This is a genomic window from Pseudomonas gozinkensis, assembly GCF_014863585.1.
Lineage (GTDB): Bacteria > Pseudomonadota > Gammaproteobacteria > Pseudomonadales > Pseudomonadaceae > Aquipseudomonas > Aquipseudomonas gozinkensis.
In genome coordinates this window covers 2,021,037-2,047,581 of sequence record NZ_CP062253.1, presented here as the reverse complement: position 1 = coordinate 2,047,581, position 26,545 = coordinate 2,021,037, and the positions used below count along the sequence as shown (strand labels likewise).

Annotated in this window: 22 protein-coding genes; 7 read left to right on the top strand and 15 right to left on the bottom strand. The window is 60.3% G+C overall.

Annotated elements, in window-relative coordinates:
• Window positions 1-37: 37 nt before the first annotated feature.
• From IHQ43_RS09295 to ppsA, 8 genes are all read right to left on the bottom strand, one after another.
• Entirely contained in the window at window positions 38-1,069 is a 1,032-nt protein-coding gene (locus tag IHQ43_RS09295) for an OmpA family protein (RefSeq protein WP_192564112.1), read from the bottom strand.
• A 107-nt stretch (window positions 1,070-1,176) separates the two neighbouring features.
• Window positions 1,177-1,767, bottom strand: coding sequence for an RNA polymerase sigma factor SigX (gene sigX, locus IHQ43_RS09290; RefSeq protein WP_011333251.1), 591 nt, complete (start codon window positions 1,765-1,767; stop codon window positions 1,177-1,179).
• Window positions 1,768-1,857: 90 nt separating this feature from the next.
• Window positions 1,858-2,682 carry a mechanosensitive ion channel family protein gene (locus tag IHQ43_RS09285; RefSeq protein WP_007951987.1) on the bottom strand — a complete coding sequence of 275 codons (825 nt, stop codon included), beginning with the start codon at window positions 2,680-2,682 and terminating at the stop codon, window positions 1,858-1,860.
• 2 nt (window positions 2,683-2,684) lie between these two features.
• Window positions 2,685-2,933, bottom strand: a complete 249-nt coding sequence (locus IHQ43_RS09280) for a hypothetical protein (RefSeq protein WP_007951986.1) — start codon at window positions 2,931-2,933, stop codon at window positions 2,685-2,687.
• 63 nt (window positions 2,934-2,996) lie between these two features.
• On the bottom strand, window positions 2,997-3,992 hold the full coding sequence (locus IHQ43_RS09275; RefSeq protein ID WP_007951985.1) for a zinc transporter ZntB: 996 nt from the start codon (window positions 3,990-3,992) through the stop codon (window positions 2,997-2,999).
• Between the two features lie 24 nt (window positions 3,993-4,016).
• A complete protein-coding gene (gene rraA, locus IHQ43_RS09270; RefSeq protein WP_007951984.1) occupies window positions 4,017-4,508 on the bottom strand; it encodes a ribonuclease E activity regulator RraA in 492 nt (163 codons plus the stop codon).
• A gap of 226 nt (window positions 4,509-4,734) precedes the next feature.
• On the bottom strand, window positions 4,735-5,724 hold the full coding sequence (locus IHQ43_RS09265) for an alpha/beta fold hydrolase (protein ID WP_007951983.1): 990 nt from the start codon (window positions 5,722-5,724) through the stop codon (window positions 4,735-4,737).
• A gap of 93 nt (window positions 5,725-5,817) precedes the next feature.
• Window positions 5,818-8,193 carry a phosphoenolpyruvate synthase gene (gene ppsA / locus IHQ43_RS09260; protein WP_192564111.1) on the bottom strand — a complete coding sequence of 792 codons (2,376 nt, stop codon included), beginning with the start codon at window positions 8,191-8,193 and terminating at the stop codon, window positions 5,818-5,820.
• Window positions 8,194-8,367: 174 nt separating this feature from the next.
• Between ppsA and ppsR the strand changes: the two genes are divergently transcribed.
• Window positions 8,368-9,186, top strand: a complete 819-nt coding sequence (gene ppsR / locus IHQ43_RS09255) for a posphoenolpyruvate synthetase regulatory kinase/phosphorylase PpsR (RefSeq protein WP_007951980.1) — start codon at window positions 8,368-8,370, stop codon at window positions 9,184-9,186.
• A 134-nt stretch (window positions 9,187-9,320) separates the two neighbouring features.
• Here the strand turns inward: ppsR and prpD are convergent, their stop codons facing one another.
• The 6 genes from prpD to IHQ43_RS09225 form a co-directional block, all read right to left on the bottom strand.
• Window positions 9,321-10,805, bottom strand: coding sequence for a 2-methylcitrate dehydratase (gene prpD, locus IHQ43_RS09250; RefSeq protein ID WP_192564110.1), 1,485 nt, complete (start codon window positions 10,803-10,805; stop codon window positions 9,321-9,323).
• 213 nt (window positions 10,806-11,018) lie between these two features.
• Window positions 11,019-12,209, bottom strand: coding sequence for a 2-methylaconitate cis-trans isomerase PrpF (gene prpF, locus IHQ43_RS09245; RefSeq protein ID WP_192564109.1), 1,191 nt, complete (start codon window positions 12,207-12,209; stop codon window positions 11,019-11,021).
• A gap of 55 nt (window positions 12,210-12,264) precedes the next feature.
• Window positions 12,265-14,859 carry a Fe/S-dependent 2-methylisocitrate dehydratase AcnD gene (acnD, locus tag IHQ43_RS09240; protein ID WP_192564108.1) on the bottom strand — a complete coding sequence of 865 codons (2,595 nt, stop codon included), beginning with the start codon at window positions 14,857-14,859 and terminating at the stop codon, window positions 12,265-12,267.
• Between the two features lie 202 nt (window positions 14,860-15,061).
• Window positions 15,062-16,189 (bottom strand): bifunctional 2-methylcitrate synthase/citrate synthase, encoded by a 1,128-nt coding sequence (prpC, locus tag IHQ43_RS09235; protein ID WP_192564107.1) that lies wholly within the window; start codon window positions 16,187-16,189, stop codon window positions 15,062-15,064.
• 43 nt (window positions 16,190-16,232) lie between these two features.
• On the bottom strand, window positions 16,233-17,123 hold the full coding sequence (gene prpB / locus IHQ43_RS09230; protein ID WP_007951973.1) for a methylisocitrate lyase: 891 nt from the start codon (window positions 17,121-17,123) through the stop codon (window positions 16,233-16,235).
• A complete protein-coding gene (locus IHQ43_RS09225) occupies window positions 17,120-17,842 on the bottom strand; it encodes a GntR family transcriptional regulator (protein ID WP_169432611.1) in 723 nt (240 codons plus the stop codon). Before IHQ43_RS09225 ends, prpB begins: the two co-directional genes overlap by 4 nt.
• A 300-nt stretch (window positions 17,843-18,142) precedes the next feature.
• Here IHQ43_RS09225 and rloA point away from each other — a divergent pair, with 300 nt between their 5' ends.
• The 4 genes from rloA to pabB all read left to right on the top strand — a co-directional run bounded on the left by rloA (window position 18,143) and on the right by pabB (window position 22,774).
• Window positions 18,143-18,679 (top strand): retropepsin-like aspartic peptidase RloA, encoded by a 537-nt coding sequence (gene rloA, locus IHQ43_RS09220; protein ID WP_011333239.1) that lies wholly within the window; start codon window positions 18,143-18,145, stop codon window positions 18,677-18,679.
• Window positions 18,680-18,684: 5 nt separating this feature from the next.
• Window positions 18,685-20,220 (top strand): osmotic stress tolerance membrane protein RloB, encoded by a 1,536-nt coding sequence (rloB, locus tag IHQ43_RS09215; protein WP_039769978.1) that lies wholly within the window; start codon window positions 18,685-18,687, stop codon window positions 20,218-20,220.
• On the top strand, window positions 20,220-21,206 hold the full coding sequence (locus IHQ43_RS09210) for an alpha-L-glutamate ligase-like protein (protein WP_007951965.1): 987 nt from the start codon (window positions 20,220-20,222) through the stop codon (window positions 21,204-21,206). Before rloB ends, IHQ43_RS09210 begins: the two co-directional genes overlap by 1 nt.
• Window positions 21,207-21,430: 224 nt before the next feature.
• Window positions 21,431-22,774 (top strand): aminodeoxychorismate synthase component I, encoded by a 1,344-nt coding sequence (gene pabB, locus IHQ43_RS09205; protein ID WP_192564106.1) that lies wholly within the window; start codon window positions 21,431-21,433, stop codon window positions 22,772-22,774.
• A 121-nt stretch (window positions 22,775-22,895) separates the two neighbouring features.
• Here pabB and thrH read toward each other — a convergent pair whose 3' ends face one another.
• Window positions 22,896-23,513, bottom strand: a complete 618-nt coding sequence (thrH, locus tag IHQ43_RS09200; RefSeq protein ID WP_192564105.1) for a bifunctional phosphoserine phosphatase/homoserine phosphotransferase ThrH — start codon at window positions 23,511-23,513, stop codon at window positions 22,896-22,898.
• A gap of 162 nt (window positions 23,514-23,675) precedes the next feature.
• Between thrH and IHQ43_RS09195 the strand changes: the two genes are divergently transcribed.
• Together IHQ43_RS09195 and IHQ43_RS09190 are read left to right on the top strand one after the other, a co-directional pair.
• Window positions 23,676-24,410: a phosphoadenylyl-sulfate reductase gene (locus IHQ43_RS09195; protein ID WP_039769972.1), complete on the top strand. Its 735-nt coding sequence runs from the start codon at window positions 23,676-23,678 to the stop codon at window positions 24,408-24,410.
• 590 nt (window positions 24,411-25,000) lie between these two features.
• On the top strand, window positions 25,001-26,545 hold the full coding sequence (locus tag IHQ43_RS09190) for an NCS1 family nucleobase:cation symporter-1 (RefSeq protein WP_192564104.1): 1,545 nt from the start codon (window positions 25,001-25,003) through the stop codon (window positions 26,543-26,545).

Here is a 26,545-nt window from a genome sequence, read left to right as displayed (position 1 = left end):
CCGGCCTAAGCCGGGCTTTTCTCGTAGCGGCAGCTAATTACTTAGCTTGAGCTTCAACCTGCGCTTCTACGCGACGGTTAACAGCACGGCCAGCTTCAGTTTTGTTGTCAGCAACTGGGCGGGATTCGCCGTAGCCGATCGACTGAACGCGGGACGATTCAACACCGTACTGGTTGGTCAGAACTTGCTTAACGGCGTTTGCACGACGCTCGGACAGTTTCTGGTTGTAAGCGTCAGGACCGACGGAGTCAGTGTGACCTTCAACAGTAGTGGTGGTGGATGGGTACTGCTTCATGAAGTCAGCCAGGTTTTTGATGTCGCCGTAGCTGTTTGGCTTCACAACCGACTTGTCGAAGTCGAACTTGACGTCCAGCTCAACACGAACAACTTCAGCAACTGCAGGGCAGCCATCAGCGTCAACAGTTACGTTGGCTGGGGTGTCCGGGCACTTGTCTACGTTGTCGCAAACGCCGTCGTTGTCGCTGTCGGAGCAGACTTCAGCTGGTGCTGGAACTGGAGCAGCAGCTGGCTTGGAGCCGCCACCGAAGTTCACACCGATACCGACGCTAGGAGCCCACTCGGTGTCGCCCTGGTCGATGTTGTACTGAGCTTCAACGCCAGCACGGGCGTAGAAGTTCTCGGTGAAGTACAGCTTGGCACCGCCGCCAACGTTGGCGAAGGTAGAACGGTTACGACCGCCTTGGTTCTGACCAATGCTCTGGTCGGAGAAACCGGCCGAAACGTATGGACGGATCATGTCGCCCGGGTTGTTGAAGTGGTACAGAGCGTCCAGAGCGGTGTTCGCGCCCTTGATGTTACGGCCGTTGTCGGCACGCACGTTGTGCACTTCGTCGTAGCCCAGACGCAGTTCTACGTCGTCGGTCAGGAAGTAACCTACGGAACCGCCGAACAGGTTGCCGTTGTTCTTGAAGTTACGAGCGCTGTCGAATTGTTCTTTCTTTGCGAAGCCTTCGATTTCAACTGCGCCTTGGCCTTGTGCCAGAGCGCCGAAAGAAGTGGCGGCAATCAAAGAACCAATGGCCAAGCCCAAGGTGTTTTTCAGTTTCATCCGTTAAATCCCCATCTGGTGATTGTGAAGCAGTCCCGCAAACCGGGGGACAACTCGGCGGCAAGTCTATCAGAACTTGCCTACACGTAAGAGATATTTGCGCCGAACTAAGTTTCAGCAATGCCTGCAAATTTCTCACGCAATTTATCAAGAGCGCGTTTGTAACGCATTTTTGTCGCACTCAAACCCATGTGCATGATGTCTGCGATCTCCTGAAACTCCAGCTCTGCGACAAATCGTAGCACCAGAATTTCCCGGTCAATCGGGTTCACATACACCAGCCAGCGATCAAGTCCACCCTTCTCCTCGGGTTTCGGCGCCTTTTCTTCGGACGCTTCCTCGAGGGGGTCAAGACTCAGTGCGTCCATCAAGCGACGCTTTCGCCGTTCCTTCCGATACTGTGTGATGCATTCGTTGTAGGTGATGCTATATAGCCATGTCTTGAACTTCGATTTCCCCTCGAAGTTCTTCAGGCCGTACAGCACCTTCAACATCACTTCCTGACAGACATCGTCTGCGTCGCGATCGTTCCCAAGATATCGCGCACAAACGTTAAATAATGTCCGCTGGTAACGCCGCATCAGTTCTTCATACGCGCGCGTTACGTGAAAAAGCTCGGTATGCGAGCGCGCGACCAACTCCTCATCAGAGAGCTCGCGGGGGTCGTAGCGCGTGGATAGCGTTTGGGCTTTATTCAAAACAAGTCGTGCCGACAGTCAGGTCAATGTCCACCGCAGCCAGCGACAGCTGGCATTTTGCGGCGGCATACATTAGCAGGGTTTGCCGGGTTAGCGGCTACTCACATGCTGCTCCAGCAGGATCCGATTGGAGAGAGAGACTAGCTCACCCTCATCGGTCAGCAATGTGGTCTTAACCGTGCCGATCTCTTCGATCTGGCCTTCGACCTCGCCAATACGCACTTGTTGCCCAACCTGATACAACTCACGCACATAGATTCCCGCAAGAATCTGACCGGCAATTTCCCGGCTTCCCAAACCCATGGCCAGCGCAACCGCCAGACCAACGGTAATCAATACGATGACGATCACATGGTTCAGCAGGTCGGTCTTGACCTCAAGCTGACTGATCGCGACCGAGATGCTGATGATGATCACCAGACCCTGGGCAATTCGCCCAAGTCCTGAAGCGTAGTCCAGGCCTACGCCTTCTGCCGCCCCGCGAACCAGGCCATTGGCCAGTTGCGCAAGCAAAACACCCACCAGCAATACCAGCGCGGCGCCGAACACTTTCGGCAAATACAACGCGAGCATGTCAAGCGTAGCTGAAACTCGCTCAAGTCCAAGGGATTCTGCTGCCGAAACCAGGAAAATCAGCAGAACGAACCAATAGACGATCTTGCCGATCAACGTGGAGATCGGCACTTGCAGCCCCGCGCGGGACATCAATTTGGTCAGGCCGGTGCCGCCCATCAGGCGATCGAGGCCCAGTTTGGCCAGCAGTTTGGACAGCAAGGTGTCCAGCAGCTTGGCCACGACAAAACCCAACAGCAGCACAACCAGTGCGCCGAACAGGTTCGGAATGAAATTAGCGACTTTGGTCCACAACGCAGTCATTGCAGTGACGAGGCTCTGAGTCCAGAGATCAAGTTCCATATTCAATCAGCCTTATCAGCAGTGCGAGCGGTAGGTTTACGGAGACGGGAGACCGGCGCGACATGGGCCGAGCCGTTATTCAGGGCAATCATCAGCGCGGGCAGCCAACGGCCCAGCAGGCTGAACAGATCGCCGGCGCCGACCTGGCGGTTGGCGGTTTTGAGTACGCGGCCCAGACAGGCATCGTCGTCGCGGCTGGACGGCGAGGCGTTGAGCATGTCGCGCAAAGACTGTTCAAACGGATCGTGCATACGCACCTCTCGTGATGTCTGTGAAAGACGCGGGCAAATTTGGTCGGGTCACATGGCGCATCGTCATACCCAGCGCAAACGGCGGAACAACCACCATTGTCCGAACGCCAGGGCGAGCACCGTCAGGCAGGCGATCAGGAAACCATAAGGGCTGCTCGCGAACGGAATACCGCCAACATTGATGCCCAGCAGACCGGTGAGAAAACTCATCGGCAAAAAGATGCAGGTGATGATCCCGAAGCGATACATCGTGCGATTCATGCGCACGCTCAAACGCCGGTCTTCGGCCTCCAGCACAAGCCCCACGCGCTCTCGGGTCAATTCGAGCTCTTCGAGATAGCGGGTCAGGCTGTTGTTCAATTCATTCCAGTAGTCGGCATCGTCATCGACGAACCAGGGCAGTTTTATCCGCGTCAGCTGTCCGAAAATGTCCCGCTGTGGTGCCAGAAAACGCTTCAGTCCTGCGGCCCGGCGACGAATGTGCAAAATGGCTCCGTGCTCGGGGGTATACCGTTCGTCGGCATCCAGTTTTTCTTCCTCTTCATCGACCACTTCCGAGAGGCAAGTGACCAGATCCTGCACCTTGTTGGTGAGGAATTGCGCCAGATACAGCATCAGCTCGGACGAGGTTTTCGGCCCCTTGCCCTCGCCCAGCATCACCAGCAACTCATCGGTGGCGCGCAAAGGACGCAAGCGCAGAGAAATCACCCGTTGGGCCGAGGCGAAAATCCGCACCGACACCATGTCTTCCGGCTCGGCACCGGGGTTGAGATTGACCCCGCGCAAAAACAGCAGTAGCTCGGAGTCCGGCAGCGGCAACAGGCGTGGGCGGGTATTTTCTTCCAGCAGCAGATCGCAGGTGAACTCGTTGAGCCCGCTGGACTTGCGCAGCCAGGTCTGGGTCTGCGGATGACTGCGATCCCAGTGCAACCACAGGCTTTCATGGGCCTGCAGCTGCAGATCGTCGAGATCAGTCCGGGCTATCGAACGCGCACCGCCTTTACCGTCCAGCACCAGGGCATGCACCAGCCCCCATTGCGCGTTTTCTTCCTCGAACATCCTCACCCCTGTGGTTACCGCGATTTATTCAGGCATTTTCAGCGGACTTGGCGAGATGATCACGCCATTGTTGTCCGCATAGATGTACTGGCCGGGATGGAAAGTGACACCCGCGAAGGTCACCGGCACGTTGAGGTCGCCGATACCGCGCTTGTCGGTCTTCATCGGGTGGCTGGCCAGCGCCTGCACGCCAAGATCGGTCTGGGCGATGACGTCCACATCACGGATGCAACCGTAGATGACCAGCCCTTCCCAACCGTTTTTCGAGGCTTTCTCGGCGAGCATGTCACCCAGCAGCGCACGACGCAGGGAACCGCCGCCATCAACCACCAGCACCTTGCCATTACCCTTGAGTTCGACCTGCTCCTTGACCAGCGAGTTGTCTTCGAAGCACTTGATGGTCACGATCTCGCCGCCGAACGAATCACGGCCGCCGAAATTGCTGAACATCGGGTCCAGCACCTGCACCAGCTCCGGATAGGCGTCGCACAGGTCAGGCGTAAGGTAATGGTTCATCGAATAACTCCTGTAACAAGGAAGACGATCAAGGATGTCGCACTCTTTTGAAACGAGTTCCGGCGGTCGCTGTTTACCTTAGCCCATGTCATGGTCGCTGAACGAACCTGAACACAAGCTGAAACGTAATAGCGAAACAGTCACTAAATATGACCAGAACCGTCCAATGCGTCATATCTTAGCCGCAAGCCGAGTCGAACGAAATGCCCTTTTCAGGGCGCCGCGCTCAGACCGCTGCAGCCAGATCCGGCTTCTCACCGAGCAACGGCGTGTGCTGATCCGCCAGCCAACGCGCCACCAGCGGCCAGACCTCTGCCTGCGCAGCCTTGCTGACCAGCATTTCGACATGGCCGAACTGATCGTTGAAACCCTGTTCACGGCCCAGGTTGATGAACTGCTTGTGCTCGGAGCCGATCTGTTCGAACAGCTTCTGACATGCCCAGGCCGGATCCTGATGATCACCCGCCGCGCTCACCGCCAGCACCGGCACCTGCACATCGGCCAGGCCTGCCCACCAATCCTTGTCCTTGTCGCCGAAACGGCCGAACAGCCCATACCAGCGCATGCTTTCCAGCGCCAGACCGATCGGCTCGTCCTCGGGACCGCGCTTGAGCCGCGAGCCGGACAACTGGGCAAAACGCTTGAGAATGAAGCGCCCGCTCCACTCCACCGGCGGAATCTTCAGCGGCCAGTATGTGCGACTGACCTGGGTGCCGAAAAATGCCGCCGACGCCACCGCAGGCTCACCGAGGTATTCGCCGCCCAGCGCGGCCGCCAAGGTGATGCCGCCCAGCGAGTGACCGATCCAGTGCGGAATCTGCCCGCTCTGCTCACGGACGAACGCGGCAATGGCCGGCAGATCGTAACGGGCATAGTCGGCGACGCGGTTGCGGCGGTAGTCCTCGTTGCGCTGGGACAGACCGTGACCGCGCATTTCCGGGATCCACACATCGAAGCCCAGACGCGTCAGATACGCGCCCAGTCCCAGGCCTTTCGGCGAAAACCAGAAGCGCCGGTTGGAAAAACTGCCGTGCAGCAAGATCACCGGCACGCCGCGCGACGCCGGTTCATCGGCCATGCCGAGACGGGTCACCGCGATTTCCACGGACCAGTCAGGGCTGTTGCCCGGTTTCAAACGGTAAACGTCTTCGCTCAGATCACCGCGTCGTTCGGCGCTGATCAGGGCGACAGGAAATAGGTTGCTGCTGCTTTGCATAATGCTCTTGCACAAAAAAGGGCGGCATCCGGAGAGCTCGCCCTACTTGAATCCTAAAGAGGCCGGTCAGGGACCGACCTCTTCACTCACCGATCAGGCCTGCGCCTGACCCTCAGCCAGGAAGAACCAGGTTTCCAGCACGGTGTCCGGGTTCAGCGACACGCTTTCGATGCCCTGCTCCATCAGCCACTTGGCCAGGTCCGGGTGGTCCGAAGGACCCTGACCGCAGATGCCGATGTACTTGCCGGCCTTGTTGCACGCGGCAATCGCGTTTGCCAGCAGCTTCTTGACCGCCGGATTACGCTCGTCGAACAGGTGCGCGATGATCCCGGAGTCACGGTCCAGGCCCAGTGTCAGCTGGGTCAGGTCGTTGGAGCCGATCGAGAAACCGTCGAAGAATTCGAGGAATTCTTCAGCCAGGATCGCGTTGGATGGCAGTTCGCACATCATGATCACGCGCAGACCGTTTTCACCGCGCTTGAGACCGTTTTCGGCGAGCAGATCCACAACCTGACTGGCTTCGCCGAGGGTACGGACGAATGGCACCATGATTTCAACGTTGGTGAGGCCCATCTCGTTGCGCACGCGTTTCAGCGCACGGCACTCGAGTTCGAAGCAGTCACGGAACGATTCGCTGATGTAACGCGAAGCGCCACGGAAGCCCAGCATCGGGTTTTCTTCTTCCGGCTCGTACAGCTTGCCGCCGATCAGGTTGGCGTATTCGTTGGACTTGAAGTCCGACAGACGCACGATGACCTTCTTCGGTGCGAACGCAGCGGCCAGGGTGCTGATGCCTTCAACCAGCTTCTCGACATAGAAGCCGACCGGATCGTCGTAACCGGCGATGCGCTTGTCGACGCTTTCCTTGATGTCCTGCGGCAGGCCGTCGTAGTTCAACAGCGCTTTCGGGTGCACGCCGATCATGCGGTTGATGATGAATTCCAGACGGGCCAGGCCCACACCGGCGTTCGGCAGTTGCGCGAAGTCGAAGGCGCGGTCCGGGTTGCCGACGTTCATCATGATCTTGAACGGCAGCTCCGGCATGGCGTCGACGGAGTTCTTCTTGATGTCGAAGCCCAGTTCGCCTTCGAAGATGTAACCGGTGTCGCCTTCGGCGCAGGACACGGTCACGCCCTGGCCATCTTTCAGCAGTTGGGTGGCGTTGCCGCAACCCACAACAGCAGGAATACCCAGTTCACGGGCGATGATCGCCGCGTGGCAGGTACGGCCGCCACGGTTGGTGACGATGGCGCTGGCGCGCTTCATGACCGGTTCCCAGTCCGGGTCGGTCATGTCGGAAACCAGTACGTCGCCCGGCTGGACTTTGTCCATTTCCGACACGTCGCGGATGATCCGCACCTTGCCCGCGCCGATACGCTGGCCAATGGCACGGCCTTCCACCAGCACGGTGCCGGTTTCTTTCAGCAGGTAACGTTCCATGACGTTGGCCTGGGTGCGGCTCTTCACGGTTTCCGGACGGGCCTGCACGATGTACAGCTTGCCGTCGTCACCGTCCTTGGCCCACTCGATGTCCATCGGGCAGCCGTAGTGTTTCTCGATGATCATCGCCTGTTTGGCCAGTTCGCTGACTTCAGCGTCGGTCAGGCAGAAACGCGCGCGCTCGGCCTTGTCGACATCAACGGTTTTCACGGAGCGACCGGCCTTGGCCTCGTCGCCGTAGATCATCTTGATGGCCTTGCTGCCCAGGTTGCGGCGCAGGATCGCCGGGCGACCGGCCTCCAGCGTGCCCTTGTGGACATAGAATTCGTCCGGGTTCACCGCGCCTTGTACGACGGTTTCGCCCAGGCCGTAGGCGCCGGTGATGAACACCACGTCACGGAAGCCGGATTCGGTATCGAGGGTGAACATCACGCCGGCGGTGCCGGTTTCCGAACGCACCATGCGCTGCACGCCAGCCGACAGGGCGACCAGTTTGTGGTCGAAGCCCTGGTGTACGCGGTAGGAGATGGCACGGTCGTTGAACAGGGAAGCGAACACTTCCTTGGCCGCGCGGATGACGTTTTCAACGCCACGGATGTTCAGGAAGGTTTCCTGCTGACCGGCGAACGAAGCGTCCGGCAGGTCTTCGGCGGTGGCGGAGGAACGCACGGCCACGGCCACGTCAGGATTACCGGCCGACAGCGCGGCGAACGCGGTGCGGATCTCGGCATTCAGTTTTTCAGGGAATTCGGCTTCCATGATCCATTGGCGGATCTGGGCGCCGGTCTTGGCCAGGGCATTGACGTCATCGACGTCCAGCGCATCGAGGGCCTTGTGGATCTGATCGTTCAGACCGCTCAGTTCCAGGAAATCGCGATAGGCTTGCGCCGTGGTGGCGAAGCCGCCGGGGACCGAAACACCGGCACCGGCCAGGTTACTGATCATCTCGCCCAGGGATGCGTTCTTGCCCCCCACATGCTCAACATCGTGTTTGCCGAGCTTATCGAGGGAAACTACGTACTCTACCAAGGTGATCTCTCCACTAACTGTGTTGGAAAAGCTCAGAAACCGGCGGCTCGGGGGAGCGTTGGCCGGCTGTATGGCCTGGACCTGGAAAATAAGTGAGAATGCGGGCCGATGGCGGCCGGCAAATCGCGCCTATCATATCCAGAAATACTCATTAGCTTAAGGCCCAAGGTGCAAATGAAACGATCTGCTTTCTTTATCTCCGATGGCACCGGCATCACCGCCGAAACCCTGGGTCAAAGCCTTCTGGCGCAGTTCGAAAACATTACCTTCAGCAAATTCACGCGCCCGTACATCGACAGCGTGGAAAAAGCGCGGGCCATGGTACAACAAATCAACAAAGCCGCTGAAACCGACGGTTTCCGGCCGATCATCTTCGACACCATCGTCAATCAGGACATCCGTGAGATTCTCGCAACCTCCAATGGTTTCATGATCGACATCTTCTCGACGTTCCTCGCCCCGCTCGAGCAGGAACTGACCGAGCATTCTTCCTACACCGTCGGCAAGTCCCACTCCATCGGTCACAACTCCAATTACATGGAGCGGATCGAGGCGGTGAACTTCGCCCTCGACAACGATGACGGCGCCCGCACGCACTATTACGACAAGGCCGACCTGATACTAGTGGGGGTGTCGCGTTGTGGTAAGACGCCGACGTGCCTGTACATGGCGATGCAGTTCGGCATCCGCGCGGCCAACTACCCGCTGACCGAAGACGACATGGAACGCCTGCAATTGCCGGCCGCCCTGCGCGCCCACCAGCACAAGCTGTTCGGCCTGACCATCGACCCGGACCGCCTCACCGCGATCCGCAACGAACGCAAGCCAAACAGCCGTTATTCGAGCTACGCCCAGTGCGAGTTCGAAGTGCGCGAAGTGGAAAACCTGTTCCGCCGCGAAAACATCCCGAACATCAACTCCACGCATTTCTCGGTAGAAGAAATTTCCGCGAAGATCCTCGTGGAGAAAGGCGTCGAGCGGCGCTTTAAATAGATTTGTAGCGCCCTTGCAGCCGCCATCGCTGGCAAGCCAGCTCCCACAGGATTTTGTGGTGTACGCAGATTTTGCATTCACAACAAAACCCTGTGGGAGCGTGGCTTGCCCGCGAAGAACGATAACGCGGTCCCTCAGATAACAAACAAATCGACAAATCGGTTAACTGGCGTGGCCTCAAGCCGCGCCGGATCCTTGCACAGCGCAAGAATCTCTCCGCTGCGCTGCCCGGTGAAACGGGTGGCCAGATTTGCCCTGAACTTGTCCTCCAGCAACGGAATGCCTTCGGCCCGACGCCGGCGATGCCCGATCGGGTATTCCACCACCACGTTTTCCGTGCTCGAACCGTCCTTGAAAAACACCTGCACCGCGTTGGCAATCGAGCGTTTGTCGGCCTCCAGGTATTCGCGGGTGAAGCGCGGATCTTCGACGATGACCATTTTCTCGCGCAGCACATCGATGATCGGATGGGCCTCGTGGAAATCGTCTTCGTACTGCTCGGCCACCAGATTGCCGAACGCCAGCGGCACGGCGGTCATGTACTGAAGGCAGTGATCGCGGTCGGCGGCGTTGGCCAGCGGCCCGACCTTGGAAATGATGCGGATCGCCGATTCGTGGGTGGTGATGACGATCCGGTCGATCTCATGCAGACGATTGCGCACTTGCGGATGCAGGGTTACGGCGGCTTCGCAGGCGGTTTGCGCATGGAACTCGGCGGGGAAGCTGATCTTGAACAGCACGTTCTCCATCACGTAACTGCCGAACGGCCGCGAGAAGCTGAAGGCGCGTTTGTCTTCAGGCTTGAGCGCCAGATCGTTGTTGGTGTGGCTGAATAAAACGTCGTAAAAGCCCCATTGTTTGGCACTCAAGACGCCGGGAATCCCCATTTCGCCGCGCATCGCGATATCCGCCAGCCGCACGCCCCGGCTCGATGCATCCCCCGCCGCCCAGGATTTGCGCGAACCGGCGTTAGGCGCATGTCGGTACGTGCGCAGCGCCTGACCGTCGGCGAACGCATGGGACAACGCCGATAACAGCTGCTCCCGGTTGGCGCCCATCAGTTTGACAGTCACGGCAGTCGAGGCGACTTTCACCAGGATGACGTGGTCGAGTCCTACGCGATTGAAGGAGTTTTCCAGCGCGATCACGCCTTGAATCTCGTGGGCCATGATCATCGCTTCGAGTACATCACGCAAGGTCAACGGCGCTTCGCCATTGGCCAGGCGCTTTTGCGACAGGTGATCGGCCACCGCGAGAATCCCGCCGAGGTTGTCCGACGGATGTCCCCATTCGGCGGCGAGCCAGGTGTCGTTGTAGTCGAGCCAGCGCACGATGCAGCCGATGTCCCACGCGGCTTTTACCGGGTCGAGTCGGTAAGAGGTGCCAGGGACTCGGGCGCCGAATGGGACGACGGTGCCTTCGACGATGGGGCCGAGGTGTTTGGTGCACTCAGGGAAACGCAGGGCCAGCAGACCGCAGCCCAGGGTGTCCATCAGGCAGTTGCGGGCGGTGTCGAGGGCTTCGGTGGATTCGATTTTGTAGTTGAGGACGTAATCGGCGATGTCCTGCAGGACACGGTCGTAGTCGGGGCGGTTGTTCAGGTCGACGTTGGCGCTCATGTTCGATTCACTCTTCAAAGTGGTTCGTTGATGGGACCTCGGTTCAGGCTGAGTCTTGGTTTTAAACCATTCTTATTGTTGAAATACAGAACCTGTGGGAGCGGCGGTGTGACGATTCGACTTGCCCGCGATTAGGCCGGCACGTCCAACATTGATGCTGCCTGATACACCGCTATCGCGAGCAAGCTCGCTCCCACAGGTTTCGGGTAAGCCTTAGAAGGAATCACCAGGCACGCGCACGTAGCCTTCCATCAGGACGCGCGCACTGCGGCTCATGATCGCCTTCTTCACAACCCACTCACCATTTTCCAGGCTAGCTTCTGCGCCAACACGCAACGTCCCGGACGGATGTCCGAACCGCACGGCACTGCGCTCAACACCACCAGCCGCCAGATTCACCAAGGTGCCGGAAATCGCCGCTGCCGTACCAATCGCGACCGCCGCCGTCCCCATCATCGCGTGATGCAACTTGCCCATCGACAACGCCCGCACCAGCAAATCCACGTCTCCAGCGCCAATGGCTTTGCCACTGGACGCGACGTAATCCGCAGGCTTGGCGACGAAGGCCACTTTCGGTGTGTGCTGACGCCTGGCGGCTTCATCGAGATTCGAAATCAAGCCCATACGCAAAGCACCGTAAGCGCGGATGGTCTCAAACATCTGCAACGCCTTCGGATCGCTGTTGATCGCGCTCTGCAGTTCAGTGCCGGTGTAGCCGATGTCTTCGGCGTTGACGAAGATCGTCGGGATACCCGCGTTGATCATGGTCGCCTTGAACGTGCCGACACCAGGCACTTCCAGATCGTCGATCAGGTTGCCGGTGGGGAACATCGAGCCGCCGCCACCCTCTTCTTCCGCCGCCGGGTCCATGAATTCGACCTGGACTTCGGCGGCCGGAAAAGTCACGCCGTCGAGTTCGAAATCACCGGTTTCCTGGACTTCGCCGTTGGTGATCGGCACGTGGGCGATGATCGTTTTACCGATATTGGCCTGCCAGACGCGAACCACCGCTACGCCGTTATGAGGAATGCGGCTGGCGTCCACCAGGCCGTTGCTGATGGCGAACGAGCCGACCGCCGCCGACAGGTTGCCGCAGTTGCCGCTCCAGTCCACGAACGGCTTGTCGATGGACACCTGACCGAACAGGTAATCGACGTCGTGATCGGCCTTGATGCTTTTCGACAGGATCACGGTTTTGCTGGTGCTGGACGTGGCGCCGCCCATGCCGTCGATCTGCTTGTCGTACGGGTCGGGGCTGCCGATGACCCGCAGCAGCAGCGCATCACGGGTCGGGCCGGGAATCTGCGCGGCTTCGGGCAGATCCTTGAGGCTGAAAAACACGCCTTTACTGGTGCCGCCACGCATGTAGGTGGCGGGGATTTTGATCTGTGGTGCGTGAGCCATGGATGCTCCTTTTCAGCAAATGCGGGCCGTTCGGCCCGCGTTCGCACAACGTGATTTAAACGGCAACCGCCGACTCTTCGAGGAAGTCCTGAGCGAAGCGCTGCAACACGCCGCCGGCCTCGTAGATCGACACTTCTTCGGCGGTGTCGAGGCGGCAGGTCACCGGCACCTCGACGCGCTCGCCGTTCTTGCGATGAATCACCAGCGTCAGGTCGGCGCGCGGCGTGCGCTCACCGATCACGTCGTAGGTTTCGCTGCCGTCGATACCCAATGTCTTGCGGTCGGTGCCCAGTTTGAACTCCAGCGGCAACACGCCCATGCCCACCAGGTTGGTGCGGTGAATGCGCTCGAAACCTTCGGCGGCGATCGCTTCCACACCCGCCAGACGCACGCCTTTGGCCGCCCAGTCGCGGGACGAGCCCTGACCGTAATCGGCGCCGGCGATGATGATCAGCGGCTGCTTGCGTTCCATGTAGGTTTCGATGGCTTCCCACATGCGCATCACTTGGCCTTCCGGCTCGACACGGGCCAGCGAACCCTGCTTGACCTTGCCGTTTTCCACGACCATTTCGTTGAACAGTTTCGGGTTGGCGAAGGTCGCGCGCTGCGCGGTCAGGTGGTCGCCACGGTGCGTGGCGTAAGAGTTGAAGTCCTCTTCCGGCAGGCCCATTTTCGCCAGGTACTCCCCGGCGGCGCTGTCGAGCATGATCGCGTTCGACGGCGACAGGTGATCGGTGGTGATGTTGTCCGGCAGCACCGCCAGCGGGCGCATGCCCTTGAGAGGCCGCGCCCCGGCCAGCGCGCCTTCCCAGTACGGCGGACGGCGGATGTAGGTGCTCATTTCGCGCCACTCGTACAGCGGCGTGACTTTCGGGCCGGTGTCTTCATGGATGGCGAACATCGGGATGTAGACCTGACGGAACTGCTCGGGCTTGACCGAGGATTTCACCACGGCGTCGATTTCTTCGTCGCTCGGCCAGATGTCTTTCAGGCGGATTTCTTTGCCGTCGACCACGCCGAGCACGTCTTTTTCAATGTCGAAACGGATGGTGCCGGCAATCGCGTAGGCCACTACCAGCGGCGGCGAAGCGAGGAACGCCTGCTTGGCGTACGGGTGAATCCGGCCGTCGAAGTTACGGTTGCCGGACAGCACAGCGGTGGCGTACAGGTCGCGGTCGATGATCTCTTGCTGAATCACCGGATCCAGCGCGCCGGACATGCCGTTGCAGGTAGTGCAGGCAAACGCGACGACGCCGAAACCGAGCTGCTCCAGCTCCGTGGTCAGCCCCGCTTCATCGAGGTACAGCGCCACGGTTTTCGAGCCCGGTGCCAGCGACGACTTGACCCACGGCTTGCGGGTCAGACCGAGCTTGTTGGCGTTGCGTGCCAGCAGGCCGGCGGCGATCACGTTGCGCGGGTTGCTGGTGTTGGTGCAGCTGGTGATGGCCGCGATGATCACCGCGCCGTCGGGCATTTGCCCCGGCACGTCTTCCCACTGGCCGGCGATGCCTTTGGCCGCCAGATCCGACACCGCCACGCGAGCGTGCGGGTTGCTCGGGCCGGCCATGTTGCGCACTACCGAGGACAGGTCGAAGGTCAGCCCGCGCTCGTATTGCGCGCCTTTCAGGCTGTCGGCCCACAGGCCGATCTGCCTGGCGTATTGCTCGACGAGCTGCACTTGCTGGTCTTCGCGACCGGTGAGTTTCAGGTAGTCGATGGTCTGCTGGTCGATGTAGAACATCGCCGCCGTGGCGCCGTATTCCGGGGCCATGTTGGAGATGGTCGCGCGGTCGCCGAGGGTCAGCGCGGAAGCACCTTCGCCGAAGAATTCCAGCCACGCGCCGACCACTTTCTGTTTGCGCAGGTACTCGGTCAGCGCCAGCACCATGTCGGTGGCGGTGATGCCCGGTTGCAGCTTGCCGGTCAGTTCGACGCCGACGCTTTCCGGCAGGCGCATCCAGGACGCGCGGCCGAGCATCACGCTTTCGGCTTCAAGCCCACCGACACCGATGGCGATCACGCCCAGCGCATCGACGTGCGGAGTGTGGCTGTCGGTGCCGACGCAGGTGTCCGGGAATGCCACACCGTCACGCACCTGGATCACCGGAGACATTTTCTCCAGGTTGATCTGGTGCATGATGCCGTTGCCCGGCGGGATCACGTCGACGTTCTTGAACGCCTTTTTGGTCCAGTTGATGAAGTGGAAACGGTCTTCGTTGCGACGGTCTTCGATGGCGCGATTCTTCTCAAACGCCTGCTTGTCAAAACCGCCAGCTTCCACCGCCAGCGAGTGGTCGACGATCAGTTGCGTCGGCACCACCGGGTTGACCTGCGCCGGGTCGCCGCCCTGCTGGGCAATCGCGTCGCGCAGGCCGGCCAGATCCACCAGGGCGGTCTGGCCGAGAATGTCATGGCACACCACGCGGGCCGGGAACCACGGGAAGTCGAGGTCGCGTTTGCGTTCGATCAGTTGTTTCAGGGAATCGGTGAGCGTGGCCGGGTCGCAGCGACGCACGAGGTTTTCCGCCAGCACGCGAGAGGTGTACGGCAGGGTGTCGTAGCTGCCCGGCTGGATCGCATCGACAGCCGCGCGGACGTCGAAAAAGTCCAGCGGCGTGCCGGGCAGGTTCTTGCGAAATTCTGTGTTCATCGGTCAGGACTCGGTCACGGTAGTTTCAAAGGGTGAGCGGACACTGATCTTGAAATTCACACCAAACCCTGTGGGAGCTGGCTTGCCAGCGATAGCGGTGGGTCAGTCGACATCAATGTTGGATGTGACTCAGTCATCGCTGGCAAGCCAGCTCCCACAGGGTCCTCGGTGAACCTCTGGATCAGTGTTCAGCCTCCACCATTCAGCGACGTTCGATTGGCACGAACTTGCGCTGTTCGACGCCGGTGTACTCGGCGCTTGGACGGATGATGCGGTTGTTGGCGCGCTGTTCGAACACGTGCGCCGCCCAGCCGGTCAGGCGCGAGCAGACGAAGATCGGGGTGAACAGCTTGGTCGGGATGCCCATGAAGTGGTACGCCGAGGCATGGTAGAAGTCGGCGTTGGGGAACAGTTTCTTCTGCTCCCACATGGTCTTGTCGATGGCTTCCGAGACCGCGAACAACACCTTGTCGCCCACTTCGTCGGCAAGTTTTTTCGACCAGCCCTTGATCACCTCGTTGCGCGGATCGCTGTCCTTATAGATCGCGTGGCCGAAGCCCATGATCTTGTCCTTGCGCTCGAGCATGCCGAGGGTGCCCTTGATCGCCTCTTCCGGCGACGAGAAACGCTCGATCATTTCCATCGCCGCTTCGTTGGCGCCGCCGTGCAGCGGGCCGCGCAGCGAGCCGATGGCTGCGGTGACGCAGGAGTACAGGTCGGACAGGGTCGAAGCACACACCCGGGCGGTGAAAGTCGAGGCGTTGAATTCGTGCTCGGCGTAGAGGATCAGCGACACGTTCATCACTTTGACGTGCAACTCGCTCGGTTTCTTGTCGTGCAGCAGGTGCAGGAAGTGGCCGCCGATTGACTGCTCGTCGCTCACGCAGTTGATGCGTTTGCCGTCGTGGCTGAAGCGATACCAGTAGCACATGATCGCCGGGAACGCGGCCAGCAGACGGTCAGTCTTGTCGCGTTGCTCGGAGAAGTCTTTTTCCGGCTCGATGTTGCCCAGGAACGAGCAACCGGTGCGCATCACGTCCATCGGGTGGGCGTCGGCGGGGATACGTTCCAGCACTTCTTTCAGCGCTTGCGGCAGGTCGCGCAGCTTGCTCAGTTTGCCTTGATAGTCGGCGAGTTGCGCCTTGGTCGGCAGCTCTCCGTAGAGCAGCAGGTACGCCACTTCTTCAAATTGTGCGTCTGCTGCCAGTTCGCGTACGTCGTAGCCGCGATAGGTCAGCCCGGCACCGGCCTGGCCCACGGTGGACAGTGCGGTTTGCCCGGCAACCTGGCCCCGGAGCCCGGCGCCACTGAGTACTTTTGCTTCGGCCATTGTTGTCTCCAATCTTGAATTTGTTAGGGAGTACGGTTGCGGCTTACTTCTTCGCCGCAAACAACGCGTCGAGCTTCTGCTCGAAGGTGTGGTAATCGATGCGATCGTAGAGCTCCATGCGAGTCTGCATGGTGTCGATGACATTCTGCTGAGTGCCGTCGCGGCGGATCGCGGTGTAGACGTTTTCCGCGGCCTTGTTCATCGCGCGGAACGCCGACAGCGGGTACAACACCAGCGACACATCGGCTCCAGCAAGCTGCTCGGTGGTGTACAGCGGCGTCGAGCCGAATTCGGTGATGTTGGCCAGGATCGGCGCTTTCACGCGGCTGGCGAACAGCTTGTACATCTCAAGTTCGGTGATGGCTTCCGGGAAGATCATGTCGGCGCCGGCCTCGATGCACGCGGCGGCGCGATCCAGTGCCGATTCCAGACCCTCAACGGCCAGCGCGTCGGTACGAGCCATGATTACGAAGCTGTCGTCGGTGCGGGCATCGACGGCGGCCTTGATGCGGTCGACCATTTCCTGCTGGGTCACGATCTCTTTGTTCGGACGGTGGCCGCAGCGCTTGGCGCCGACCTGGTCTTCGATGTGAATCGCCGCCGCGCCGAACTTGATCATCGACTTGACGGTGCGGGCCACGTTGAACGCCGAGGCGCCGAAACCGGTGTCCACGTCCACCAGCAGCGGCAGGTCGCAGACGTCGGTGATGCGGCGCACGTCGGTCAGCACGTCATCCAGGCCGGTGATGCCCAGGTCCGGCACGCCGAGGGAGCCGGCAGCCACCCCGCCACCCGACAGGTAGATCGCCTTGAAACCGGCGCGCTTGGCCAGCAGCGCGTGGTTGGCGTTGATCGCCCCGACCACTTGCAGCGGATGTTCGCTGGCGACCGCATCGCGGAAACGCTGGCCTGGAGTGCTCTTGTTGGAACTCATGACTCACCTCGTTCAGTGGCTGTCTTATTGTCGGCGCCGTCCTGGTAGTGACGGGCGATGTTGCGTTTCGAGGCGCCGATGTGACGGCGCATCAACAATTCCGCGAGCTCGCCGTCACGGTCGGCGATGGCATCGAGAATCCGGTGGTGTTCGGCAAAGGCCTGGCGCGGGCGATTAGGCGTGGTGGAAAACTGGATGCGATACATGCGCACCAGTTGATAGAGCTCGCCGCAGAGCATTTGCGTGAGGGTGCGGTTGCCGCTGCCCTGGATGATCCGGTAGTGAAAGTCGAAGTCGCCTTCCTGCTGGTAGTAGCCGACGCCGGCCTGAAACGCCGCATCGCGCTCGTGGGTTTCCAGCACCCGGCGCAGTTCGTCGATTTCTTCGACACTCATGCGTTCAGCCGCCAGACGGCAGGCCATGCCTTCGAGGGATTCACGGATTTCGTAGAGTTCGAGCAATTCGGCGTGGCTCAGCGACACCACCCGCGCACCGACGTGCGGAACACGCACCAGCAGGCGCTGGCCCTCCAGCCGATGGATCGCCTCGCGCAGCGGCCCGCGGCTGATGCCGTAGGTGCGCGCCAGTTCCGGCTCGGAGATCTTGCTGCCCGGGGCAATCTCGCCTTTGACGATGGCCGCCTGGATGCGTCGGAAGACGTTTTCAGACAGGGTCTCAGAATCGTCGCCGCTGATCACCGGGGGATCGAGTTGATCCAGCATATTGTCGACACCTTCAAATCCAATGCGGCAAAAACTAGCGAATCAGCCCGCATCAGTCAAAGGATAAATACAGATTGTCGACAATCGTCTAATGGGCCTTGAAATCAGCCCCAAGGGTTATAGACCGGTCCCGCCGCTGGCGCCATAAAACCACCGTGCTAGAATGCCGCCCGCATTTGCGAGTCATTTGCATGGCTTGTCATAAAAAGCTGATAGGCACACGAAGGCACATGTGCAGACAGGATCTCCTGATGCCATGGCCCTGAACCGAGAACGGAACGCTGCTCGCCAGGATTTATGAGACTCAAGCCCTTCCCCACATTCTTTGCACTGTTTTGCCTGCCCGGCCTAGCCGCGGCGGGGGAAAAGACCGTGTACGGCCTCAACGAATACGCTGCCCTCGACGGGATCAACCTGGAAGTGGCGGCGAAACTCGACACCGGGGCGAAAACCGCCTCCCTGAGCGCCCGCGACATCAAACGTTTCAAACGCAACGGCGAGTCCTGGGTACGTTTCTACCTGGCCATCGACGCCGCGCATTCGCACCCGATCGAACGGCCGCTGGCCCGGGTCAGCAAGATCAAGCGCCGTGCCGGCGACTACGACCCGGAAGAAGGCAAGAAGTACACCGCCCGCCCGGTGATCGAGCTGGACATCTGCATGGGTTCGGCAATGCGCAGCATCGAAGTGAACCTGACCGACCGTAGTGCGTTCCAATACCCGCTTTTGATCGGCTCCGAGGCGCTGAAACGCTTCGATGCGCTGGTCGATCCCAGTCTTAAATACGCTGCCGGCAAACCCGCCTGCGCCATCGCCGCTCATACCGCCGAGTAATTTCCATGCGTTCTCTAACCTTCCACCTGAAAGTCCTGATCACCATCCTGGTGTTGCTGGGCGTTTCGGTCACGGCCTATCAGATTTTCGTGCTCGGCATTCCAGTGACCGAAGACGCTACCGACGACCTGTGGAACATCGACGCCAAGGTCGAGTTCGTCGCCAGCACCAAGGATCCGGTAAAGATCCAGATGTTCGTGCCGCCCCTGAGCCGCGATTACGTCAGCCTCAATGAAAGCTTCATCTCCAACAATTACGGCGTCGCGGTCAACCGTGTCGACGGCAATCGCAAGGTCACCTGGTCGGCGCGTCGGGCCAAGGGCAACCAGACCCTTTATTACCGTCTGGTGCTGACCAAGCGTTACACCGCCGAGAAAACCAAGGTCAAAGGGCCGACCTTCCGCGACAGCATGGCCATCGAAGGCCCGGAAAAGATCGCTGCCGAAGCCCTGCTCGCCCCGATCCGCCAGCACTCGGCCGACGTCGAAACCTTCATTGGCGAAGCGATCAAACGCGTCAACAACGTCAACGACGACAACGTGAAGCTGTTGCTGGCCGGCGATCCGTCGACGCCGCACAAAGCCAAGATCGTCGAACTGCTGCTGTCCATCGCCCACGTGCCGGTGGAAAAAGTCCACACCATCCGCCTCGTCGCCGATCAGCCGCAAACCCCGGAGTTGTGGCTGCGCAGCTTCAACGGCACCGACTGGCTGTACTTCAACCCGGAAACCGGTGAGCAAGGCCTGCCAACCGACCGCCTGCTATGGTGGAGCGGTGATGAAAACCTGATCACTGTCGACGGCGGCAAGAAGGCCAACGTGACCTTCAGCCTGAACAACAGCGAGATGAACGCGATTCGTCTGGCCAAGCTGACCGACGAAAACACCGACGCCAACTTCCTCGAATACTCGCTGTACGGCCTGCCGCTGCAAACCCAGCAGACGTTCATGATCATGGTGATGATCCCGATCGGCGTACTGGTGATCCTGATCCTGCGCAACCTGATCGGCCTGCAGACCCTCGGCACGTTCACGCCGGTGCTGATCGCCCTGGCCTTCCGCGAGACGCAGCTGGGCTTCGGCATCCTGTTGTTTACCGTGATTACTGCGCTCGGGTTATCGCTGCGCTCGTACCTGGAACACCTGAAGCTGCAAATGCTGCCGCGCCTGTCGGTGGTGTTGACCTTCGTGGTGGTGCTGATTGCGGCGATCAGTCTGTTCAGCCACAAGCTGGGCCTGGAGCGCGGCCTGTCGGTGGCCCTGTTCCCGATGGTGATTCTGACCATGACCATCGAACGCCTGTCGATCACCTGGGAAGAACGCGGTGCCAGCCATGCCATGAAAGTGGCGATCGGCACGCTGTTCGCGGCGTCCCTGGCGCACCTGATCATGACCGTTCCGGAGCTGGTGTACTTCGTGTTCACCTTCCCGGCGATCCTGCTGATCCTGGTGGGCTTCATGCTGGCCATGGGTCGCTATCGCGGTTACCGCCTGACCGAGCTGGTGCGTTTCAAGGCTTTCCTGAAGAAGGCTGACGCCTGATGTTCGGTTTCTGGAAGACCTGGAAGGCCCTGGAAGCCCGGGGCATCATGGGCATCAATCGGCGGAACGCCGACTACGTGCTCAAGTACAACAAGCGCAGCCTGTACCCGATCGTCGATGACAAGATCATCACCAAGGAACGCGCGATCAAGGCCGGCATTCACGTGCCGGAACTGTATGGCGTGATTTCCACCGAGAAGGAAATCGACAAGCTCGGCGAGATCATCGGCGGGCGCAATGACTTCGTGATCAAGCCGGCCCAGGGCGCCGGCGGTGACGGCATCATCGTGGTTGCCGACCGTTTCGAAGGTCGCTATCGCACGGTGTCGGGCAAGATCATTGCCCACGAAGAGCTGGAGCATCACATCTCCAGCATCCTCACAGGTCTGTATTCGCTGGGCGGCCACCGTGATCGGGCGCTGATCGAATACCGAGTGACCCCGGACCAGATCTTCAAGAGCATCAGCTACGAAGGCGTGCCGGACATCCGCATCATCGTGCTGATGGGTTACCCGGTGATGGCGATGCTGCGCTTGCCGACTCGCCAGTCCGGCGGCAAGGCCAACCTGCACCAGGGCGCCATCGGCGTCGGTGTCGACCTGGCCACCGGCCTGACCCTGCGCGGCACCTGGCTGAACAACATCATCACCAAACACCCGGACACCACCAACGCTGTGGACGGCGTGCAACTGCCCTACTGGGACGGTTTCATGAAGCTCGCCGCCGGTTGTTATGAGCTGTGCGGGCTGGGTTACATCGGCGTGGACATGGTGCTGGACCAGGAGAAAGGCCCGCTGATTCTGGAGCTGAATGCGCGGCCGGGGCTGAATATCCAGATTGCCAACGACTGCGGACTGACGTTGCGTACCCATGCGGTGGAAGCGCATCTGGAAGAGCTCAAGGCGCGCGGCGTGACTGAATCTGTTGAAGAGCGTGTGGCGTTTGCTCAGGAGTTGTTTGGGCATATTCCGGCGGTCGAGGGCTGACAGCCCACGACGATCGTTCCCACGCTCCGCGTGGTAACGCCGCCATGGACGCTCCGCGTCCACTGTGACGCGGAGCGTCACGGGATGCATTCCCACGCAGAGCGTGGGAACGATCGAGCGCGATACCTGCCGCCAATCTGCCAATCCCCGACATCCCCTCTAGGAGCAATTCCCGGAGGGGACTACAATCCCCACCCCGCCTCGATGGCCGATCTGCCCCGCCCATGTTGACCTGTTCCGTACACCCGCTGCCCTACCGCGCCAACCCCGCCGACTATTTCGCGGCCGTCCGCCATGCGCCCGGCGCCGTGCTGCTCGACAGTGGCAGGCCAAGTGCCGACCGTGGCCGTTTTGACCTGCTCAGTGCCTGGCCGCTGGAACAACTGGCGGTGTTGCCGGACGAGCGCGGCGACGGTTTCCTGCAACGCCTGCGGAACAATCTGACCCGTTTGGGCGACGCGCAATTGCCCGACGGGTACGAATTGCCCTTCGCCGGCGGCCTGATCGGCTACCTGAGCTACGACTTCGGTCGGCATCTGGAAAACCTGCCAAGCCAGGCTCGGGATGACCTGCAACTACCCGATGCGCGATTTGGCCTGTACGACTGGGCCTTGATCAGTGATCACCAATCGGCCACCAGCCAACTGGTGTTCCACCCGTCGGTCAGCGCCAGCGAGAAACAACGGCTGATCGATGTGTTCAGCCAACCGGTGGGCACCACACTGACCCCGTTCAAGCTGAGCAGCCCGATGGCGGCCGATCTCTCGGCCGATGAATACCGTCAGGCGTTCGAGCGCATCCAGCATTACATCCAGGCGGGCGACTGCTATCAGGTCAATTTCGCCCAGCGTTTCCGCGCGCCGTGCCAGGGCGATCCATGGCTGGCCTACTGCAAATTGCGCGAGGCCTGCCCTACTCCGTTTTCAGGATTCCAGAGCCTGCCCGACGGCAACGCAGTACTGAGCCTGTCGCCCGAGCGTTTTGTCAAAGTCAGCCAGCATCAGGTGGAAACCCGCCCGATCAAGGGCACCCGCCCCCGTGGCGCGACCCCGGCCGAAGATGCGGCGAACGCCGCCGAGTTGCTGGCGAGCCCCAAGGATCGCGCGGAAAACCTGATGATCGTCGACCTGCTGCGCAACGACCTGGGCCGTACCTGCCGCATCGGCTCGGTGCGGGTTCCGGAATTGTTCAGCCTGGAAAGCTATCCGAACGTACATCACCTGGTGAGCAGCGTGACCGGCGAACTGGCGGAAGATCGCGACGCTCTGGACCTGATTGCCGGCAGCTTCCCCGGCGGCTCGATCACCGGTGCACCGAAGATCCGCGCGATGCAGATCATCGACGAATTGGAGCCGACCCGGCGTGGTTTGTATTGCGGTTCGTTGCTGTATCTGGACGTGCGCGGCGAGATGGACAGCTCCATCGCCATTCGCAGCCTGCTGGTGAAGGATGGACAGGTGTGCTGCTGGGGCGGCGGCGGGATCGTCGCTGATTCGGACTGGCAGGCGGAGTATCAGGAGTCGATCACCAAGGTCAGAGTCCTGCTCGAAACTCTGCAGAACCTTTAACCGCTGATCGTTCCCACGCTCTGCGTGGGAATGCAGCCCGGGACGCTCTGCGTCCCAAGAGCGGACGCAGAGCGTCCATTGAGGCGTTCCCACGCAGAGCGTGGGAACGATCATGTGGCTGCTACAAAGTCAGATCGCGGTTCGAGGCCTTGAGAAATTCCTGCTTCAACTCGGCAAACGTATGCACCGCCGGAAACTGCGGAAACTCGCGGATCACGTTTTCCGGCGCATGGAACAGAATCCCCGCATCGGCCTCGCCCAGCATGCTGGTGTCGTTGTAGGAATCCCCCGCCGCAATCACCCGGTAATACAGACTCTTGAAGGCCAGCACCGACTGACGTTTCGGATCTTTCTGACGCAACTGGTAGCTCGTGACCCGCCCGGTGTCATCCGTAATCAGTCGATGGCAAAGCAAGGTCGGAAAGCCCAGCTGACGCATCAGCGGCTGGGAAAACTCATAGAACGTGTCCGACAGAATCACCACCTGGAACCGCTCGCGCAGCCAGTTGACGAACTCCACCGCGCCATCCAGCGGCTGGAGGGTGGCGATCACTTCCTGAATGTCCGAAAGCTTCAGGCCATGCTCGTCGAGGATGCGCAGGCGCTGTTTCATCAGCACGTCGTAGTCGGGAATGTCCCGGGTGGTGGCCTTGAGCGATTCGATTCCGGTTTTTTCGGCGAAGGCGATCCAGATTTCCGGCACCAGCACCCCTTCAAGATCAAGACAGGCAATTTCCACAAGACACTCCGTTTGTATTGTTTATTGAGTCGAGCGAGCCCGAACTCTAGCGGCTCGACCAGGAGCGCGCAACGCAGAGGCTGCCCCGGCGGGCGTTGCTTTTTGTTAACATCGCCGCCATATAGAGCGCCCAGCGCCACCGACCTGTAGGAAGCCGCCCTGATGAGCCCAACGTTCGACGTCGTGGAACTCGCCACGACCTATGCCAACAAATCCGCGCAGGACATCCTCAAACTCGCGTTCGCCGAGTTCGGCGATGACCTGTGGATATCCTTCAGCGGCGCCGAGGATGTGGTGCTCGTGGATATGGCCTGGAAGCTGAACAAGAACGTCAAGGTGTTCAGTCTCGACACCGGTCGCCTGCATCCGGAAACCTACCGGTTCATCGATCAGGTGCGCGAGCACTACAAGATCGACATCGAACTGGTCTCGCCGGACTACACGAAACTTGAACCGTTCGTGAAGGAAAAAGGCCTGTTCAGCTTCTACAAGGACGGTCATGGCGAATGCTGCGGGATCCGCAAGATCGAACCGCTGCGCCGCAAGCTCTCCGACGTAAAGGCCTGGGCCACCGGCCAGCGCCGCGACCAGAGCCCGGGCACCCGCAGCGCCGTGGCGGTGATGGAAATCGATACAGCGTTCTCCACCCCGGAGCGCACCCTGTACAAGTTCAACCCGTTGGCGCAGATGACCAGCGAGGAAATCTGGGGCTACATCCGCATGCTGGAGCTGCCGTACAACAGCCTGCATGAGCGCGGTTTCATCAGCATCGGCTGCGAACCGTGCACCCGCCCTGTCCTGCCGAACCAGCACGAGCGCGAAGGTCGCTGGTGGTGGGAAGAAGCGACCCAGAAAGAATGCGGCCTGCATGCCGGGAATATCATCAGCAAGGCATAAGCTTTTCGCCCCTCTGAAAGCTGTGGGAGCTAGCTTGCTCCGGGCGGCGATCCGACGATGGCGGTGGATCAGTCAATAAATGAGTTGACCGGTAAACCGATTTCGCGATCAAGCTCGCTCCCACAGTTGTCTCTGCCCGACATGAAAAATGTGTACACACGAATGTCACCATCGGTGCCATTTATGTGTGCACTTTGCGTTTCTGCGCCCTGAAAAGTTACATCAAGCTCCAGAAACACTCCCTCCCGGCGCCCGCCAAAATCCCTCCCGAAAAATAAATACCTGTTCGAACGGTCAATTTATATCGCCCGTATTTCAACGACTTGGCGCTCTTCAATAACTTTTCGAAATCAGCGGTGGTTTTCATAGATCGCCGGCTGGCACAGATCTGGCTTTAGTGCATGCATGTTTTGTATACAAAACTGCAGAACATGAACCCACACTTTCGATCCGCAAGCCTGAAGCGCCCTATCCCGTACAGGCTGCAGATGCCCCGTAACCAGTGATGTTTTCACCACCGCGACGAAGATCTGCCGAGCCCGAGCGCTCATGCACAGTCATCGCGGCTCGAACATCAGGAGCCTGCCGGAATGCGTACGAGTCTCTCCAATAACAACATCGCGCTGAATCTGCCCGCCTCTTCCACCCTCGACCACACTGTGCCCGGTGATAGCATCGCCGAACCGTTGCAACTGAGCCCGCGCCTGCACAACAGCGACCTCGCACCAACCAGGGTCGAAGGACGGCGCTGGGGCAAATACAGCATCTTTGCCCTGTGGACCAACGATGTGCACAACATCGCCAACTACTCGTTTGCCATCGGTCTGTACGCCCTGGGCCTGGGCGGCTGGCAGATCCTGCTGTCGCTGGGGATCGGCGCGGCGCTGGTGTATTTCTTCATGAACCTGTCCGGCTACATGGGGCAGAAAACCGGGGTGCCGTTTCCGGTGATCAGCCGGATCAGTTTCGGCATTCACGGGGCGCAGATTCCTGCATTGATCCGGGCGGTGATCGCCATCGCCTGGTTCGGGATTCAGACGTACCTGGCGTCGGTGGTGTTTCGCGTGTTGCTCACGGCGGTTCACCCGGGTTTCGCCGATTACGACCACGACTCGATCCTCGGCCTGTCGAGCCTGGGCTGGGTGTGTTTCGTGGCGATCTGGTTCGTGCAACTGGCGATCCTCGCCTACGGCATGGAAATGGTCCGTCGCTACGAAGCCTTCGCCGGGCCGGTGATTCTGCTGACCGTCGCCTGCCTCGCCGCGTGGATGTACACCCAGGCCAACGCGACCATCGCCTGGTCGATCCGCGAACCGCTGACCGGCGGCGAGATGTGGCGCAACATTTTTGCCGGCGGCGCCCTGTGGCTGGCGATCTACGGCACGCTGATCCTCAACTTCTGCGACTTCGCCCGCTCTTCGCCGTGCCGCAAGACGATCAAGGTCGGAAACTTCTGGGGCCTGCCGGTCAATATTCTGGTGTTCGCCGGGATCACCGTCCTGCTGTGCGGCGCGCAATTTCAGATCAACGGCCGGATCATCGAAAGCCCGACCGAAATCATCGCCTCGATCCCCAACACCTTCTTTCTGGTACTCGGCTGCCTGGCCTTCCTGATCGTCACCGTGGCGGTGAACATCATGGCCAACTTCGTCGCCCCGGCCTTCGTACTCAGCAACCTGGCGCCGAAATACCTGACCTTCCGCCGCGCCGGGCTGATCAGCGCGACGATTGCGGTGCTGATCCTGCCGTGGAACCTCTACAACAGCCCGCTGGTGATCGTGTACTTCCTGTCCGGCCTCGGTGCCCTGCTCGGCCCGTTGTACGGCGTGATCATGGTCGACTACTGGCTGATCCGCAAAGGCCGGATCCACGTGCCGCAGCTGTACAGCGAAAACCCGAACGGCGCCTATTACTACAGCCGCGGAGTCAACCTGCGGGCCGTGGCGGCGTTCATTCCGGCCGCGCTGATCGCCATCGTTCTGGCACTGGTGCCGGGCTTCCACAGCGTTTCGCCCTTCTCCTGGCTGATCGGCGCCGGCATTGCCGGGATGCTCTACCTGATCGTCGCCAAACGCCAGCCGCACTACGCCGATGTCGACGGTGAAGCCATCGCCGTCGACAACGTCAGTCACTGA